The organism is Kribbella sp. NPDC049584, from assembly GCF_040675555.1.
Taxonomy (GTDB): Bacteria; Actinomycetota; Actinomycetes; order Propionibacteriales; family Kribbellaceae; genus Kribbella.
In genome coordinates, this window is the sequence record NZ_JBFAPF010000001.1 from 960,039 (window position 1) to 977,231 (window position 17,193).

Here is a 17,193-nt window from a genome sequence, read left to right on the forward strand (position 1 = left end):
GGGGTGGATCAGGCCGCTTCGCCGGCGGTCTTGGCCGCCGGGACGGCCGGAGGCGTGGAGCTCTTCACCGGCCGGAAGTAGAGCACCATCACCGGGACGAGATAGACGACCCACGCGGTCGCTTCCAGCACGGTCGGCGCTGGGTTGAAGTTGAAGATGCCCTTCAGCAGTACGCCGTACCAGCTGGCGGGCGGGATCACGTGCGAGATGTCGAACGCCAGGTGACCGATCCCCGGAAGGATGCCGGCCTCCTGCAGGTCGTGGAAGCCGTACGCGAAGATGCCGGCCGCAACCAGCACGAGCACCGCGCCGGTCCACTTGAAGAACACGGCCAGATTGATCTTCACCGCGCCCTTGTAGATCGCGATCCCCAGCAGCACCGACGTACCCAGACCGAGCAGAACGCCGATCAGCGGTACGGCGGTGGTCGCGGTGGCGGCCGACGCGTACACGATGAACGCGGTCTCGATGCTCTCGCGGAACACCGCCAGGAACGCGAGGATCACGACGGCGCGGGAGCCGACCTCGAGGGCCTGTCCCATCCGCTCGCGCAGTTCCCTGGCGATGCTGCGGGACGCCTTGCGCATCCAGAAGATCATCCAGGTGACGAAGCCGACCGCGAGGATCGACATCACCCCGCCGACGGTCTCCTGGGTGGTGAACGACTTCGCGGTCAGCGCGGTGACGAACTGGAGCAAGCCCCAGGCGACCGCGGCGACGCCGAGCGCCGAGGCAACACCGATCCAGACCAGTTTCAGTCGATCGCGATGTCCGGACTTGACCAGGAACGTAGCGAGGATGCTGACAACCAGCGAGGCCTCGAGTCCTTCACGGAGTCCGATCAGATAGTTCGCGAGCATGGCGGCGACACTTCCAGAGCATTAGGTACGGCTAACCTTGCTGAGGTTAACCTAAGAAGTCCCATTCGCCTACTGTGTCGTACGCCGCACTGTGGCCCGGACCCTCACCGAGCCGGGAGGAGATCAGTCGCAGACTACCCGCGGTCCAGACCGGACCCTCGTACGTGTCGAAGATCCTGACCCACCTGGTCGCGTCGACCGGCCGCCGCAGCCGGGCCAACGTGACATGAGGGGTGAACTTCCGGCCCTCGACGGGGACGCCGGCGCGACTCGCCGCTGCCCGCGTGGTCATCGACAGATGCTGGAGTGATTCGGTGTCGTCGCGCACTCCGGCGTACAGCACCCGCGCGTCCGGTACGCCGGGGAACGCGCCCGCACCGGTGAGCTGCAACTCGAACGGCTTCTGCCGCCGCGCGGCCGACTCCAGCCGCTCCTCGAGCTCCTCGGTCTTCCAGTCCGGTACGTCGCCGAGGAACGCAAGCGTGATGTGCCAGTGCTGGTCCGAGGCCCACCGGATGTCGTCGTCCGGATACTCCCGCCGCGGCTCGACGAACTCGTTCAGATCCTCCACAACCTCGATAGGTGGCACCACGGCCACGAACAATCGCATCCGGAAATGCTATCGGTGGTGGAAACTGCTTTGTGTGGAACTCAAGCTGCCGTCGCCGTGTGTGGTGATCCTGGTCGGACCGGGGGCGTCGGGGAAGTCGACGTGGGCGGCCGACCTGTTCGCTCCTGAGCTGATCGTGTCGAGTGATCGGTTGCGGGCGTTGGTGGGTGCCGGCGAGGACGACATCGCGGCGAGCGCGGATGCGTTCGCCTTGTTGGATGTGGTGGTGAAGCAACGAATCGGACGGCGGCTGACGACTGTTGTCGACACCCTGGGACTGGACAAGGAACGGCGGATCCGGTGGCTGGAGCTGGCGCGTGAGGCCGGGATGCCTTGTGTGGCGGTCGCCTTTGACACGCCGGCCGAGGAGTGCCGGCGGCGCAATCGGGAGCGGTCGGCGAAGCGGATCCCGGCCGATGTGCTGACCTCGCAGTTGCGGTCCTGGGCGGCAGTGAAGAAGGAACTGCCGGACGAGGGGTACGACCAGGTTCTGCAACCGACGGCCGTTCGGGTGGTTCCCGAGGCGTTCGTGCAGGCGGGCGCGGCAGCCGTGCGGCAGGCGGAGAGGCCGAGCGGGCTGAGGTTCGGGCTGCAGTTAAGCAGTTACACGCATCCGGCCGGGCGGGCCGGGATGGCGGAGTGGGTTCGCGAGGTGGCCACGCGCGCGGAGGCAGTGGGGTTTGATGCGATCTACGTGATGGATCATTTCCGGCAGATTCCGCAGGTGGGGCGGGCCTGGGACGACTTCCTCGAGAGTTGGACGACGCTGGGTTATCTGGCTGCCTGTACGACGCGTGTGCGGCTCGGGACGTTGGTCTCGGGGATCACATACCGGAACGTTGCGCACCTCGGGAAGATCGCGGCGACGCTCGACGTGTTGAGCGGCGGGCGGGCCGTATGCGGGGTCGGGCTCGCGTGGTTCGAGGCCGAGCACAAGGCTTATGGATGGTCGTTCCCGCCGGTGGGTGAGCGGTATGCGCTGCTCGAGGACGCCTTGCAGTTGCTACCGGTTTTATGGGGACCAGGCAACAAACCGTTCCACGGCAAGGTTCTCGACGTACCGGACACCACGTGCTATCCGCGACCGTTGCAGGAACACCTGCCGGTCCTGGTCGGTGGGAGTGGGCCTCGCACCCTGCGGCTTGCAGCGCGGTATGCGGATGCGGTGAATGTGTTCGGGGATGTCACCGCAGTACGGAAGGCCTCCGGGGTCCTCGGAGACAGACCTGTCGAGTTGACGCACCTCTCGACAACGCTTGTGGGCAAGGGTTCTCAGGAGGTCGACCAGCTCATCCAGAAGCTGCGGCCTCGCAACGTGAACCCGGCGCGGTACGCCGCCCTGGTGAACGCGGGCACGGTCGACGACCAGATCGGGCGGTTCCGCGAGCTGTCCGAGGCGGGTGTGGCCGAGGTGATGATCAGCCTCCCCGACCTCGAAACGCTCGACACGGTCGCCAACGTGATCTCAGCCTTCCGGGTGTAGGTCCAGCTTGAGCAAGGCGTTCTCGATCAGTTCGGGCATCGCGGGATGGATCCAGTACTGGCCGCGGGCCATTGCGTACGCGTCCAGCTCGAAGCTCATCGCCTGGATGATCGGCTGGATCAGGGTCGGCGCCTGCGGGCCCATGATGTGCGCGCCGATGATCTGCCCGGTCTTCGGGTCGGCCAGGATCTTCGCGAATCCGGTCGTGTCCTCCATCGCCCAGCCGTACGCGATATCGGCGTACCGCTCAACCGCTTTGACATAAGGGATCCCGCGCTCCTTCGCCTCCTCCTCGGTGAGACCGACGGACGCGATCTGCGGCGCGCTGAAGACCGCATGCGGTACGAAGCGGTGGTCGGACTCGATCCGCTCGTCGGGGTTGAGCAGGTTGTGCTTCACCACCCGTGCCTCGTGGTTCGCGACGTGCTTCAGCTGGTGTGGCGTGGTGACGTCGCCGAGCGCGTAGATGCCGTCGACAGTGGTCTGCTGGTATTCGTCGACGACCACCCGCGCCTCGCTGTCGACCTCGACGCCGGTGGCGGCCAGGTTCAGCAGGTCCGAGTTCGGTTCCCGGCCGACCGCGATCAGCAGCTCGTCGACGATCAGCTCGTCGGCGCCCTCGGGGTTGAGCATTCCGACCAGGATCGAGCCGTCGTTGCGTCGCTCCACCCGGATGGTCTCGTGGTTCAGGCGTACGTCGTACAGCTCCTGGGCGATCTTCGTGTACGCCGCCGCGAGCTCGCTGTCCTCGTGCCGGAGCAGCACGTTCGAGCGGGCGACGATCGTGACCTCGACCCCGAACGACGCGAACACGTGCGCGAACTCGGCCGCGACGAACCCGCTGCCGATGATCGCCAGCCGACGCGGCAACTCCTCCAGCCGCATGACCGTGTTCGAGGTGTGGAACCCGGTCTCCTCGAGCCCGGGGATCGGCGGGACGATCGGCCGGCTGCCGGTGGCGAGCACGAACTGGTCGGCGCTGAACACGCTCGTCGACCCGTCCTTGTTGTCGACGGTCAGCTCCTTGAAACCGGTGAACCGGCCGGTCCCGTCGTACACGGTGACGTTCGCGTTGTCCGGGTCGTGGTGCCGGTACTCCGACCCGCCCGCCGCGATCGGATCGATCCGGCCGAAGATCCGGTCCCGGACCTCGGGCCAGCGGACGCCGAGCAGTTCCTCGTCGATGCCGAAGCGTGCGCTCTCCGACGGGGTAGCGGCGATGTCGGCGGCGTGCACGAACATCTTGGTCGGGATGCAACCGACGTTCAGGCAGGTGCCGCCGAAGGTGCCGCGCTCGACGATCGCGACCTTCCGGTCGGCGAACCGCCTGTTCACGATCGTGTTGCCGGATCCGGTCCCGATGACTACCAAGTCGTAATGGGTCACACCTCATTGTGGCCCTGACAAGCAAGTCGGCTTGGTTCAGGGGCAAGAAAGGGGTACTTACACGCAGGGACCTGCGGTGGACCCGGTCAGCGGGGAAGATGGGCAGGGTGGCAAGTGGTGAGCTGACAAGCACGAACGGCACGGTCGTCTGGGACGGCATCGGGATCCTCCGCCTCCGGTACGACGGAACACAGGCCGGACTGGATGCGCTGACCAGCTCATTGCGGACCCGGCTGGGCGAGCGGGTCCTGCCGGTCGAGGCCCTCAAGGCGGTCGAGGTCAGCCCGACGGGCCTCAAGCTCGTACTGCGCGACGGCGCCGACCCGCTGCAGTCCGTGACCGGCGGTCAGGTCCTGATGGATCCGTACGACTTCCCCGAGGTCGATCCCGCACTCGCGGAGCTGATCGCCCGCGACATCCGCAGTACTCTCGTCCGCCGCGACGTACCAGCGACGCCCTCTGCTCGCTGGCTCCTCGCACCACCGCCCGCGCCGGACCGGCTCGAGGGCCGGGACGCGATCCTGTCGGTGGCGAACGGACAGCTCACGTTCGCCTACAAGCGGTCCGCCGGCCGCAAGAAGAAGTCCCTCGGCCGGCAGTGGTCGGTGCCGCTGGGTGAGATCGTCGACGTCGAGTGGACGCCGAACCAGGGACGGCTCGGCGCCCGCGGCTTCCTCCGGGTCGCGACGGACAGTACGCCGGTCGAGCGACCCAAGCCGAAGCACGACCCGGCGGCGATGTTCATCGAACGCGGCGCCGACGTCGACGCACTGTTCTTCGCCGCCCGCCTGCTGACCCGGATCCGGCCCTAGGCCCTGGCTGGATTACCAGCCAGGACGTCAAGCGACTTTCGGTCCGACGTCCTGCTTCGTCGCAGTCGCAGGCTCGTCTTGCAGCGGGACAGTCTCCAGGACCGCCTTGTCGCCGAGCAGTTCGGTCTGCGGCAGCACCTCGAGGTGCGGGCGTGGCAGCAACCGCGGCCGGATCGCGAGGCCGCGCCGGCGCGAGAAGTACAGCACCGAGGCGACGGTCCCGATCACGGTCAGCCCACCGCCGACGATCAGCGAGTACCGCGCACCGAGCACCTGTCCGATCCAGCCGATGAACGGCGAGCCGATCGGCGTACCGCCCATCAGGACCGTCATGTACAGCGCCATCACCCGGCCGCGCATGGTCGGCTCGATGCTCAGCTGCATGGTTGCGTTCGCCGAGGTCAGCATGGTCAGCGAGGCCAGGCCGACGATCGGCAGCACCAGCGCGAAGGTCAGGTACGTCGGCATGACGGCGCTGACGATCTCGGCGATACCGAACGCGAGCGCGGCGCCGATCACCAGGCGAGCCCGGATCCGGACCCGGCGGGCGGCGAGCAACGCGCCGGCCAGCGAGCCGATCGCGAGCACCGAGCCGAGGATGCCGTACTCCCCCGCGCCCTTGTGGAACACACTCGTCGCCATCAGCGCCGAGGTGAGTTGGAAGTTCAGGCCGAAGGTGCCGGCGAAGAACACCGCGACCAGGACCATCATCAGGTCCGGGCGGCGCCACAGGTACCGCATGCCGTCGCGGATCATGCCCTTCTCGCGGCCGGCGGGCTTCGGGGTGTGCAGCTCGGAGACGCGCATCAGCCGCAGCGACACGATCACCGCGGCGTACGTGAAGCCGTTGACCAGGATCACCGGACCGGTGCCGATCCAGTTGATCAGCAGACCGGCCAGCGCCGGGCCGAGCAGCCGGGCCGCGTTGAACGACGCCGAGTTGAGCCCGACGGCGTTGGAGAGCTCGTCGCGGCCGACCATCTCGACGACGAAGGACTGCCGGGTCGGGGCGTCGAAGGCGGTGCCGACGCCGAACAGCAGGGCCAGCAAATAGACGTGCCAGGTCTGCACGACGCCGGCGATCGTCAGACCACCGAGCGTCAACGCGACGGTGGCCATGAAGATCTGGGTCATCGTCAGCACCTGCCGCTTCGGGAAGCGGTCGGCGACGAGCCCGGCGTACGGACCGAGCAGGAGGGCCGGCAGGAACTGGAGTCCGGTGACGATACCGAGCGCCGTACCGGAGTGGGTCAGCTCCAGGACCAGCCAGTCCTGGGCGACGCGCTGCATCCAGGTGCCGACGTTCGAGACGATCGCGCCGGAGGCGTAGAGACGGAAGTTACGGACTTTGAACGCGCGGAAGGTCGGGCTCACTGGGCCGCCAGGCGTTCGAGAACAGGTGCTGCCTTGCGCAGGATGTCGCGCTCCTCGGGGGTCAATTGCTTCAGCTTGGTCTGCAGCCACTCGTCGCGGCGCCGGCGGTTCGCCAGGATCAGCTCGTCGGCGCGGGACGTCAGCTCGACGACGATCTGACGCTTGTCGGTCGGATGCGGTCGGCGGATAACCAGCCCCGCCTCCTCCATGTTCGTCACGATCCGTGTCATCGACGGCGGCTTCACCTGCTCGTGGGAAGCCAGCTCGCCGATCGTCATCGACTCGTGCTTGGACAGCGCGCCGAGCACGCTGAGCTGGTTCGCGGTGAGGTCGTGGCCGGGCTCACGCTGGCGCCGGATCTGCCGGGACAACCTGAGCGTCGAGGACCTCAGGGCGCTGGCCAGCCCGACGTCACTCTTCACCTGCTGGGCTACAACTTCGGGCATGCCTTTACCTTAACTCATTACCTTTGCTAACTAAAACCCGCGACCGGGGGCCGGTATTCCCGGGCCGCTAGAGTTCCGGGTCATGAGCGCCGAGCTGGAGCGGTACGAGCAGCGGTTCCGGCGGGCCGGGCTGCCGCTGTTCATCGAGGACTTCTCGCCGACGCATGACATCTTCACGCGGGCCACGCCGCTGCTCGTGCTGGTGTTCCTGGCCGAGATGCTCGGGGCAACGTCGCTGGACTGGCACTGGTGGCAGAACCTGCTGGCCGCGCTCGGCGGCCTGATCGCGCTGGTGGCCGGGTTCGGCCTGCTGAACCGGCTGCGCGGGCGGCCGTTCTGGTCGTTGCCCACCCGCTTCGGCATCCCGGAGCTCGCGGTCTTCGTCCTGCTGCCCGCGCTGTTGCCGGTGGTCACCCAGGAGCAGGTCCGGCAGTTCTTCGGGATCGCCGCCGGCAACCTGCTGCTGGTCGGCCTCGTGTACGCCGTGGTCGGCTACGGCCTCGTCGGTACGACGCTCTGGGGCCTGCGCCGGCTCGCGGGTGAGCTGGCGAACTCCGTGGCCAGCCTGGTCCGAGCCCTACCGCTGCTGCTGATCTTCTCGCTGGTGCTGTTCATCACCGCGGACACGTGGCAGGTGTTCGGGGGCATGCCGGTCGCCTTCCTGGTCTTGCTGGCGGCCGGCTTCGCGGTACTCAGCAATCTGTTCCTGATGCTGCGGCTGCCACGCGAGCTGGAGGCGATCGAGCGCGAGGTCAGCTCCGGACCGCCGCTGCGGCGCGTCCAACGGATGAACCTGAGCCTCAGCCTGGTGATCCGCCAATGGATGCAGGTCCTGGTGGTCAGCACCGGCGTAGGCCTGTTCTTCGTTGCCTTCGGCATGCTCGCGATCAGCGATCACATCTACCAGCAGTGGGGTATCGACCACGGCAGTTGGTCGCACATGGTGCTCGTGCTCGAGCATCCGGTGGTGATCAGTTCGTCCCTGGTGAAGGTTGCCGTCGGCATCGCAACCTTCACCGGCCTGTACTACTCGATCGCGCTGCTGACGGACGCGACGTACCGCGCCGACTTCCTCGAAAGCCTCACCGCAGAACTCCGCGAGCTCTTCGCGGCCAGGACGGAGTACGTGCAGCTGCGATCGGCTCAGGTGAGCCAGTCGGTCAGCGGGCCGATGACGAAGTAGACGACGAAGAGGGCCGCTACCACCCACATCAGCGGGTGGATCTGGCGGGCCTTGCCGCGGACGGACTTGAGGATGACGTACATGACGAAGCCGGCGCCGATACCGGCCGAGATCGAGTACGTGAACGGCATCAGGATGATCGTCAGGAACGCCGGGAACGCGACCTCGATGTCGTCGAAGTCGATGCCCTTCACCTGGGTCATCATCAGGAAGCCGACCAGGATCAGCGCCGGCGTCGCCGCCTCGTACGGAACCAGCGTGACCAGCGGCGCGACCACCATCGAGATCAGGAAGCAGATCCCGGTGATCACGCTCGCCAGGCCGGTCCGCGCGCCTTCACCGACACCCGCCGCCGATTCGATGTAGGACGTGTTGCTGGACACGGAGGCGGCGCCACCGGCGGCGGCCGCGACGCTGTCGACGACCAGGATGCGCTGCGAGTTCGGCGGGATGCCGTCCTTGTCGAGCAGGCCGGCCTCGGCGCCGATCGCGGTCATCGTGCCCATCGTGTCGAAGAAGTCGGCCAGCATCAGCGTGAAGATCAGCAGGGTCGCCGACACCACACCGATCTTCTCGAACGAGCCGAACAGGCTGAACTCGCCGATCGTGTCCAGGTTCGGTTTCGTGAACCACTGGTCCGGCAGCTTCGGCACGCTCAGGCCCCAGCCGCCGGGGTTGTCCGCGGTCCGTGCGCCGACGTTCGCGATCGCCTCGATGATGATCGCCAGCACGGTCGCGGCCAGGATGCCGATCAGGATCGCGCCCTTCACCTTCCGCGCGTACAGCGTGACGATCAGGATCAGCCCGACCACGAACACCAGCACCGGCCAGCCGCGGAGGGTGCCGCCGACGCCCAGTTCGACCGGCGGGCCGGTCGGCGCGGCGGGACGGCGTACGAAACCTGCGTCGATCACGCCGATGAACGCGATGAACAGGCCGATGCCGACGCTGATCGCGATCTTCAGCTGGAGCGGAACCGCCTCGAAGACCGCTCTGCGGAACCCGGTCAGCACCAGGAGCAGGATGATCAGGCCCTCGAGCACGACCAGGCCCATCGCGTCCGCCCAGGTCATCTTCGTCGCGACCGAGAACGCGATGAACGCGTTCAGGCCGAGCCCGGTGGCGAGTGCGAGCGGGAAGTTCGCGACCACACCCATCAGGATCGTGACCACACCCGCGACCAGCGCGGTCGCGACCGCGATCTTCGCGATCGCCGCCGCCGGATCGGTGCCGCCGCCGACGAACTGCCCGGCGCCGTCCTTGACGGTGCCGATGATCAGCGGGTTCAGCACCACGATGTAGGCCATCGTGAAGAACGTGACCAGGCCGCCGCGGACCTCCCGCCCGAGCGTGGACCCGCGTTCAGTGATCTTGAAGAAGGAGTCGAGGGGACCGGTTCCGGAGCGGGCCGTCGAGGCCTGGGACGAGCTCATGACCGCATCGTGCCAGTTCCTACCGACCAGTTGCGAGCACTTACACCAATCCGTTGCGGGTTAGGGTAGGGGCGTGAGCGAGGAGCAGGGCGGGATCAAGAAGCGCAGCGATCCCACGAGCCAGCTGGCGCGTGGGGAGTTGGTGCACGCCGAGGTCAAACCGCTGGACCTGTCCGGCATCCCCAGCGTCATCACCGGCATCGCCCTGTGGGCGGTCGCCTTCGTCGTCCTGCTGTTCTTCCGCGACCAGTTGAAGGCCGACGGCCTCGACTGGTGGCTCTGGGTCCCGGTCGCCGGCTTCGGCCTCGGCCTCATCGGCCTCTGGTACTGCAAACGCCGCTGGACCGCCATCCAAGCCGGCCACCGCCCCGACACCGAAGACTGACTGAAGGCTCCAATCGGACACGGCCTAACGGCCGCGACTGTTCTTATTGCCGCCTTCGGCGGGGCGCTGCAGCTGATCCCGCCCGAACGCACCCCCGCGAAGCAGACACACCACCCCCGGAGCAGCTCCCCCACGCCGCCCATCCCAATCGGACACGGCCTAGGCGGCCGCGACTGTCCTTCTTGCCGCCTCCGGCGGGACGCTGGAGCAAATCCCGCCCGAACGCACCCCCGCGAAGCAGACACACCACCCCGGAGCAGCTCCCCCAAGCCGCCGACCCTATCGGACACGGCCTAACGGCCGCGATTGTCCTTCTTGCCGCCTCCGGCGGGGCCGAGCAGGCGATCCCACACGAACGCATCACCGCGGAGCAGACGCATCACCGCCTAGCGGACGCACGACCGCGCAGCAGACGCCTCACCGGGCAGCAACTGTCGCCGGCCCGCGATCGCGCGAATCGCTCGACACGGCCCCGGCGGCCGTGACTGTTCTTGTTGCCACCTCTCGCGGTGCGCTGCAGCTGATCCCGCCAAAACACGCCAGCGCGGAGCAGCAGCGCCACCCGGAGCAAGTGCCGCCAGCCTGCAATCCGGCCAACAGCTCGGACATGGCCCCGGCAACTTCTCTTGCCACCTCTGGCGGGTCCAGGCAGGTTCCACGCACAGACGCCCGCCGCGAAGTACCTCGCGGTGTGGTTGCTCACGGCGTGGTTGCTCACGGCGTGGTTGCTCACGGCGTGGTTGCTCACGGCGTGGTTGCCCACGGCGTGGTTGCTCGCGGTGTGGTTGCTCGTCCACGAGACGGATTCGCGCGGCAATAAGAACAGCCGCGGCCGCTAGGCCGTGTCCGATTCACGCAGCCGATCGCCCGCCGCGCGCCTGCTCACGCCGCAACTGCTCGCGGCCGAACGTTCGTCCACGAGACGGACTCGCACCCGCCGAAGGCGGTAACAAGAACTGCCGCGGCCGCTAGGCCGTGTCCGATTTGCTCGGCCGGCTGGTCTTATTCGGCCGGTTGGTCGGCTAGTTCGAGGGTGTCGTAGCCGGTGGTGTCGAAGGCGTGGTCGGGGGTGGGGGGCTCGGTGATGTCGATGGTGGCGTCGGAGTGGGCGCCGCAGCCGTAGTCGTAAGCGACTACGTGGGCCTCGCCGGGGGCCATCTCGTTCGCGCAGACGCCGAAGGCCTGGCCGAGGCTGTCGGCGAGGCGGATCCAGTAGCCGCAGGAGTAGCACTTGTACGGAACGGCCTGCGCGATCGGCGACGTCGGACCGAAGTCGCCGGCGTACCAACGCTCGGCCGCTTCCTCGCGCCCGAACGGTGACAGCACCCGCTCACGCCCGAGGCCGAGCTCCTCGACCACCGTGAGGACGTCCTCGGGCGCGTCGGAGGTGTCGGTGAAACCCGGCTCGAGGCGCGGGTCGTCGGGGAGGGTCGGGAACAGGTCGCCGGGACGGAGGTCGCCGGGCTGGACGCGGTCCGACCACGGGATCCACTCGGGGGCAACGATGGCGTCGTCCCCGGGCAGCATCACGACCTCGTCGATCGTGACGGTCTTGGCGCGGGAGGCGCGCGTGACGGTGACCGCCCAGCGCCAGCCGCGGTACCCGGGGTGGGTGGACGCGAAGTAGTGGGTGACCAGGCGCTCGCCCTCGACCAGATGACCGAGGTGCTCACCGACCTGCGCGGCGCCTGCCTCGGCGATCGCAGCTTCACGGGCCGGTTCGACCGCCGCGACGGCAATGGCGTCGGGCTTGGCGCGGACCGCTTCCGGAGCTCTGACGGGAGTCACAATCGCCCATTCTCGCACGCCCTCGGTAGTACTCCGAACCCCCGTCGGTCAACCGCTCGTACCGATCGAGCAGGCAGCCACCGCCGGGTACACGTGGGCCACGTCCGTGGCGGCGCTACTGGTACGCGTCCGTGGCGGGGCCACTCGTACGCGTCCGTGGCGGGGCTACCGGTACGCGAGGTGACTGCGCTCTGTCCCCGGCGCGAGGCAGGATGGTTGCATGCACTCCCCCGACCCCGACGACGCTGCGCCCGGCCCGGGCGGCGATGCCGCCGCGCGGTCGCAGGGCAACGCGGGCCGGTCCCCGGGCGACGCCAGCCGGGCGCGGGGCGACACAGGCCGGGCGCGGGGCGACACACGCCAGGCGCGGGACGACGCAGGCCGGGCGCGGGAGGAGAATGGGGGCCAGCGGGGCGCCGAGCAGGCTTCGAACCGGTTGGCTGCGCACGAGCAGGCGGGTGGTGGCATGGGGGACAACACAGGAGGGCCCGGCGACCGAGCCGGCACCTCCGGCGCAAACGGCCGAGCAGAACGCCCCGGCGGAAACGCGGGCGCGGATCGCTCTGGCTCAAACGGCGGCGCAGAACGCCGCGGCGGCGGGACTGGGCTGGGTGGGGGTGCTGGGTCGGGGAAGGCGGCTGGTGAGCGGCTGAGTGATGCTCGGGAGCGGGTGGGGTCGGCTAGCAAGAAGGTCGGGCATGCCTCGAAGGTCGGCGCCGAGGGTGTCGCTTCGGCGTCCAAGAAGGCGGCTGAGGTCAGTGGGAAGGTGGGGCGGGCTACCGGACGTCGGATTCGGGGGCTGACCAGTGCGCAAGGTGCTGGGGAGTCCGGGCTTTCGCGGCTCATCGAGCTCGGCGCGGTGAACGCAGCGGGTGATACGGCGTTCGCGGTGTCCCTCGCCGGGACGGTGTTCTTCACGGTGCCCAGCGACCAGGCGCGCGACCGGGTGGCCTTGTTCCTGCTGCTGACGATGGCGCCGTTCGCCCTGATGGCGCCGTTGATCGGCCCGATCCTCGACCGGTTCAGGCACGGTCGACGCTGGGCAATCGGCGCGACACTCGGCGTACGCGCGTTCCTCGTCTGGAGTCTCGCGTCCTCGATCGCCGGCCACGGCTCCGCCTGGCTGTACCCGGCCGCCCTCGGCTGCCTCGTCGCGTCCAAGGCGTACGGCGTCACGCGCGCCTCCGCCGTACCGCGTCTGCTCCCGAAGCAGATCACGCTCGTCACGGCCAACTCACGCATCTCGCTGGCCGGTGTTGCCGGCGCGACGATCGGCGCCGGGATCGCGGCCGCGTTCGCCGCGATCGGCCCGCAATGGTCGCTGCGCTGGGCCGCGCTGGTGTACATCATCGGCCTGATCCTCGCGATCCGCCTGCCGAGTGCGGTCGACTCCCCCGCCGACGAAGAGGTCACGGGTACGGCGGGGCGCCAGGCTCGCCGGCGCGCGATCACCGCCGCAGTTTCACGCGGGATCCGCTGCAATCTCGGACTGCGGTTCGTGTCCGGATTCCTGACCATGTATCTGGCGTTCCTGTTGCGCGACCAGCCGATCAGCGGTGTGAAGGGCGCGGTCGCGGCCGGTGCGGTGATCGCCGCGGCCGGCATCGGGAACAGCCTCGGCACCCTGCTCGGATCGTTGCTCAAGGCACGTAAACCGGAAGCGGTCGTGCTGTCGGTGCTGCTCGCGGACGCGATCGTCGCGGTCGCGGTCGCCGTCCTCTACGGTCTGCCGATCCTGGTCGCGCTCGGCCTGGTGGCCGGGTTGTGCAGTGCGCTCGGCAAGCTGTCACTGGACGCGATGATCCAGCGCGACGTTCCGGAGTCCGTGCGTACGTCGGTCTTCGCCCGCTCGGAGACCGTCCTGCAACTGGCCTGGGTGATCGGCGGCGGGTGCGGGATCGTGATGCCGCTGATCCCGCGGCTCGGGTTCGGGTTCCTTGCGGCCGTGCTGGTGATCGTGGTCTTCCTCGTACTGCGGATGCGCCCGGCGCCCCGCCCCGCCGACGGACCGCTCCGACCTGGCGGCCTCGGCGGACCACGGCCCGGCCCACGCCCGTCCGGCCACGGGCACGACGGGCACGGCCACGGACACGACGACGGCTCGGAGAGCAGGCCGCGTGCTGACAGCACCACGCGGACGATCCTCACGACAAGCGTCGCCGAGCAGCGCGCGAACCGGGCGCGCCGCTCAGACTCCGGCGAGGAGCCGACCATCGAATGGCGCGGCGGCGATCAGCCGCCCGCCGACCGCCCGACAGACCAGCGCCCAGGCCCGACCCGCCACCCAGAGCCCGGCACCCGCCCCGCGCCCGGCACCCGTTCGGAGCCCGGCAGGCGGCCCGAGCCCGGTAGGCGTCCCCAGCCGCCGGCTGGCAAGTGGTGGAGCGGCCAGCCCGACGAGGACGAGGACACCCAGAACCAGGCCGCCTGGGCCGAAGAGCCAACCGAGGAACGCAACCGAGGCAGCCTCTTCAAACGCCGCCCCGGCACCGACAACCACCGCCACCCACCCCGCTGACACCCGCCTGACAGGCCCGCTGGCGGGTTATGTGCCGACTGCCGGGTTGTAAACCGCCAGCAGCGCAACAACCTGCCAGCGAAAGCGGCGACCGGGGTGGGATTCACGCCGGCCGCCGCAGGTTCGGGGTCAGAGGGCTGGGGTTAGGTCCGCGTCGTCGGGCTCGGGGGTTTCGGTGGGGGTGGCGTGGGTGGTGCCGCGGAGGGTGAGGGTGGCGGTTATGGCGGTGGCCAGTAGGAGGATGGTGCCGACGATGGCGACCACGGTCATGCTGTGGGTGAAGGCGTGGCGGGCGGTGGTCAGGACGGTGTCGGCCAGCTGACCCGGGAGGTGCGCGGCAGCGGCGGTCGCAGCCGGCAGGCCCTCACGGACGGGTCCGGCAACACCCGCAGGCAGGTTGGACGGGAGGTCGGAGCGGTACGCCGCAGTACCGATCGAACCCAGGATCGCGATCCCGAGCGCCCCGCCGAACTCCGAGCAGGTCTCCATCACCGCGGACGCCGAACCGGCGCGCTCCGGGGCGACCGAACCGACGACCGCCTCGGTGACCAGAGTCATCACCATTACCAGACCGGCAGCCAGCAGACCCGCGCCCACCAGCGGCACCGCCAGCGACGAGTCGACGTGCACCTGGGTGAGTACGGCGTACCCGGAAGCCGCGAGCACGAACGCTCCACCGATCACGTACGCACGGTCCATCTTGTTCGCCAGCGCAGTCGCCAAAGGAGCGGCGCCGCCGACGAGCACCGACGGAGCGAGCGACCACAATGCCGCCTTCAGCGGGCTCAGCCCGTGGACCAGCTGCAAGTACTGAGTCAGGAACACCGCGTTGCCCACCAGCGCCAGGGTTCCAACAGTGTTGGCCGCCAGCGAACCGCTGAACGCCCGGTTGCGGAACATCGACAGGTCGACCATCGGGTACGCCGCGGTCCGCTGCCGCTGCACGAACAGGACCCCGAACACCAGCCCGGCCGCGATCGCAACCACCGGCAGCACCGACACACCGTTCGCCGCGACCTCCTTGATCCCCCAGATGACCGGCAGCACGGCCGCCAGCGAGAGCAGCGAGCCCGGCAGATCGAACCGTCCACCGGCGGGGGTCTTGAACTCCGGCAGCAGGATCGGCGCGAGCACCAGCAGCAGGACCATCGCCGGGGTGTTGATCAGGAACACCGAACCCCACCAGAAGTGCTCCAGCAGGAACCCGCCGAGCACCGGCCCGAGGGTGATCCCGCCCATCATCACCGCGCTCCAGAACGCGATCGCCTTCGACCGCTGCTTCGGGTCGTGGAACATGTTGCGGATCAGCGCGAGAGTCGACGGCATCAGGGTCGCTCCGCCGATCCCGAGGATGGCGCGGGCCGCGATCAGCTGCTCCGGGTTCTGCGCGTACGCCGCGGCCACCGAGGCGAGCCCGAAACCGACCGCGCCGAAGATCAGCAGCCGGCGGCGCCCGATCCGGTCGCCGAGCGAGCCCATGGTGATCAGCAGGCCGGCCAGGACGAAGCCGTAGATGTCGAAGATCCACAGCTGCTCGGTCGCCGACACGCCGAGGTCCGCGCTGATGAACGGGACCGCGAAGTACAGCACCGACACGTCCATCGAGACCAGCAGCAACGGCAGTGCGAGCACGCCGAGCGCGATCCACTCCTTGCGTCCCGCTCGTTCTGCACCCATGACACCCTCCCAGGGGATCTGTCTATGCCGCACACTGTGTACGACATAGACAGACCATAACCGAGACTGTCTATGCTGTAAACAGATAAGGTGGTGAGCTATGGAAGAGCACGAACTGCCGCGGGTGCTTCAGCAGCTCTGGGGGATCGAGGGGCGGAGCCGGCCGGGGCCGAAGCCGGCGTTCCAGGTGCAGGACATCGGCGATGCGGCGATCAAGCTCGCGGACGCCGGCGGGCTGGGCGCGGTGTCGATGAGCAAGGTCGCGGCCGAGCTCGGAGTCACCACGATGGCGCTCTATCGGTACGTCGAGGCGAAGGACGACCTGTACGTCGTCATGCTCGACCAGGCGTTCGGGCTACCGCCGGAGGTCGGCGAAGCCGCGGATTGGCGCGAGCGGATCACCACTTGGGCGGAGGCGTTCCAGGCGGCGTTGCAGAAGCACCCGTGGATCCTGCAGGTGCCGGTGGTCGAGCCGCCACTGTCACCCAACCAACTGGTCTGGATGGAGGAGGGCCTGCGCGCGTTCGAGCACACGCCCTTGACGCCGACCGACAGGATGTCGGCGATGCAACTGGTGAACATCTACGTCCGCGGCACGACCGGGCTGAGTGCCAGCATGCTGAGCATGCCGCCGGAGGAGGCCGCGGCGGCCGGCAAGCAGTACCTCCGCCGGCTGCGCGGCCTGGCCACCCCGGACCGGTTCCCGACCATCGCAGCCGGGCTCGACGAGCCGCAGGACTACATCGACAACGACCCGTCCGAGTTCTACTTCGGCCTGACCACGGTCCTCGACGGCATCCAGACCCTGATCAGCAGACGGAACTAGAAGTCGAGCTTGTCCGCGACACCGCGCAGCACCGTGGCCACCTGCTTGGCGGACTTGTTGTCGGGCTGGCGGCCGCGGCGGTAGTTCTCGCCGATCCGGTCGAGAAGTTTGATCAGGTCCTCGATGACGACCTGCATCTCCTCCGGCTTCGGGCGCATCGCCTTCGCGACCGACGGCGGGGGGTCGATCAGCCGGACCTGCAGGGCCTGTTCGCCCTTGCGTCCCTCGACGACGCCGAACTCGACCTTCTGCCCGGGCTTCAGGTTGGTGACACCGGCCGGCAGGGCCTCGGCGCGGACGTAGACGTCCCCGCCCTCCTCCTTGCTGAGGAAACCGAACCCCTTGTCGGAGTCGTACCACTTCACCTTGCCAACGGGCACGGGAACCTCTTCATCAGTAATCGTCGGAAGCG

At 68.5% G+C, this 17,193-nt stretch carries 16 protein-coding genes; 7 read left to right on the plus strand and 9 right to left on the minus strand.

Going from position 1 to position 17,193, the window contains the following annotated elements:
• Window positions 1-8: 8 nt before the first annotated feature.
• On the minus strand, window positions 9-860 hold the full coding sequence (gene efeU / locus AB0J62_RS04760; RefSeq protein ID WP_134107573.1) for an iron uptake transporter permease EfeU: 852 nt from the start codon (window positions 858-860) through the stop codon (window positions 9-11).
• Between the two features lie 46 nt (window positions 861-906).
• A complete protein-coding gene (thpR, locus tag AB0J62_RS04765) occupies window positions 907-1,470 on the minus strand; it encodes an RNA 2',3'-cyclic phosphodiesterase (protein WP_363864443.1) in 564 nt (187 codons plus the stop codon).
• Between the two features lie 34 nt (window positions 1,471-1,504).
• Here thpR and AB0J62_RS04770 point away from each other — a divergent pair, with 34 nt between their 5' ends.
• On the plus strand, window positions 1,505-2,953 hold the full coding sequence (locus tag AB0J62_RS04770) for an LLM class flavin-dependent oxidoreductase (protein ID WP_363864445.1): 1,449 nt from the start codon (window positions 1,505-1,507) through the stop codon (window positions 2,951-2,953).
• Here AB0J62_RS04770 and AB0J62_RS04775 read toward each other — a convergent pair.
• Window positions 2,936-4,339 carry a mycothione reductase gene (locus tag AB0J62_RS04775; RefSeq protein ID WP_363864447.1) on the minus strand — a complete coding sequence of 468 codons (1,404 nt, stop codon included), beginning with the start codon at window positions 4,337-4,339 and terminating at the stop codon, window positions 2,936-2,938. The genes AB0J62_RS04770 and AB0J62_RS04775 overlap by 18 nt on opposite strands.
• Before the next feature lie 107 nt (window positions 4,340-4,446).
• On the opposite strand from AB0J62_RS04775, the gene AB0J62_RS04780 reads away from it, so the two are divergent.
• Window positions 4,447-5,151 carry a DUF4429 domain-containing protein gene (locus AB0J62_RS04780; protein WP_363864449.1) on the plus strand — a complete coding sequence of 235 codons (705 nt, stop codon included), beginning with the start codon at window positions 4,447-4,449 and terminating at the stop codon, window positions 5,149-5,151.
• Between the two features lie 27 nt (window positions 5,152-5,178).
• Here the strand turns inward: AB0J62_RS04780 and AB0J62_RS04785 are convergent, their stop codons facing one another.
• The gene (locus tag AB0J62_RS04785) at window positions 5,179-6,525 is read right to left on the minus strand and encodes an MFS transporter (RefSeq protein ID WP_363864451.1); all 1,347 of its coding nucleotides are present in this window, start codon (window positions 6,523-6,525) and stop codon (window positions 5,179-5,181) included.
• Window positions 6,522-6,971 (minus strand): MarR family transcriptional regulator, encoded by a 450-nt coding sequence (locus AB0J62_RS04790; RefSeq protein WP_350858923.1) that lies wholly within the window; start codon window positions 6,969-6,971, stop codon window positions 6,522-6,524. Before AB0J62_RS04790 ends, AB0J62_RS04785 begins: the two co-directional genes overlap by 4 nt.
• A gap of 82 nt (window positions 6,972-7,053) precedes the next feature.
• Here AB0J62_RS04790 and AB0J62_RS04795 point away from each other — a divergent pair, with 82 nt between their 5' ends.
• Entirely contained in the window at window positions 7,054-8,154 is a 1,101-nt protein-coding gene (locus AB0J62_RS04795) for a hypothetical protein (protein WP_363864454.1), read from the plus strand.
• Here AB0J62_RS04795 and AB0J62_RS04800 read toward each other — a convergent pair.
• Entirely contained in the window at window positions 8,115-9,587 is a 1,473-nt protein-coding gene (locus tag AB0J62_RS04800) for an NCS2 family permease (protein WP_363864456.1), read from the minus strand. The genes AB0J62_RS04795 and AB0J62_RS04800 overlap by 40 nt on opposite strands.
• Before the next feature lie 73 nt (window positions 9,588-9,660).
• On the opposite strand from AB0J62_RS04800, the gene AB0J62_RS04805 reads away from it, so the two are divergent.
• Window positions 9,661-9,972, plus strand: a complete 312-nt coding sequence (locus AB0J62_RS04805; RefSeq protein ID WP_363864458.1) for a DUF2530 domain-containing protein — start codon at window positions 9,661-9,663, stop codon at window positions 9,970-9,972.
• Between the two features lie 626 nt (window positions 9,973-10,598).
• Window positions 10,599-10,811: a hypothetical protein gene (locus AB0J62_RS04810; RefSeq protein ID WP_363864460.1), complete on the plus strand. Its 213-nt coding sequence runs from the start codon at window positions 10,599-10,601 to the stop codon at window positions 10,809-10,811.
• A gap of 163 nt (window positions 10,812-10,974) precedes the next feature.
• On the opposite strand, the gene AB0J62_RS04815 is transcribed toward AB0J62_RS04810, so the two are convergent.
• Complete coding sequence (locus AB0J62_RS04815) at window positions 10,975-11,760, minus strand: DUF3027 domain-containing protein (protein WP_363864462.1); 786 nt, start codon at window positions 11,758-11,760, stop codon at window positions 10,975-10,977.
• Window positions 11,761-11,980: 220 nt separating this feature from the next.
• Here AB0J62_RS04815 and AB0J62_RS04820 point away from each other — a divergent pair, with 220 nt between their 5' ends.
• Window positions 11,981-14,278, plus strand: coding sequence for an MFS transporter (locus tag AB0J62_RS04820; RefSeq protein WP_363864464.1), 2,298 nt, complete (start codon window positions 11,981-11,983; stop codon window positions 14,276-14,278).
• 129 nt (window positions 14,279-14,407) lie between these two features.
• Here the strand turns inward: AB0J62_RS04820 and AB0J62_RS04825 are convergent, their stop codons facing one another.
• The gene (locus AB0J62_RS04825) at window positions 14,408-15,955 is read right to left on the minus strand and encodes an MFS transporter (protein ID WP_363864466.1); all 1,548 of its coding nucleotides are present in this window, start codon (window positions 15,953-15,955) and stop codon (window positions 14,408-14,410) included.
• Between the two features lie 100 nt (window positions 15,956-16,055).
• Between AB0J62_RS04825 and AB0J62_RS04830 the strand changes: the two genes are divergently transcribed.
• On the plus strand, window positions 16,056-16,781 hold the full coding sequence (locus AB0J62_RS04830; protein WP_363864468.1) for a TetR/AcrR family transcriptional regulator: 726 nt from the start codon (window positions 16,056-16,058) through the stop codon (window positions 16,779-16,781).
• Here AB0J62_RS04830 and AB0J62_RS04835 read toward each other — a convergent pair.
• The gene (locus AB0J62_RS04835) at window positions 16,778-17,161 is read right to left on the minus strand and encodes a cold-shock protein (RefSeq protein WP_130441062.1); all 384 of its coding nucleotides are present in this window, start codon (window positions 17,159-17,161) and stop codon (window positions 16,778-16,780) included. The two genes, AB0J62_RS04830 and AB0J62_RS04835, sit on opposite strands and share 4 nt — an antisense overlap.
• Window positions 17,162-17,193: the final 32 nt, after the last annotated feature.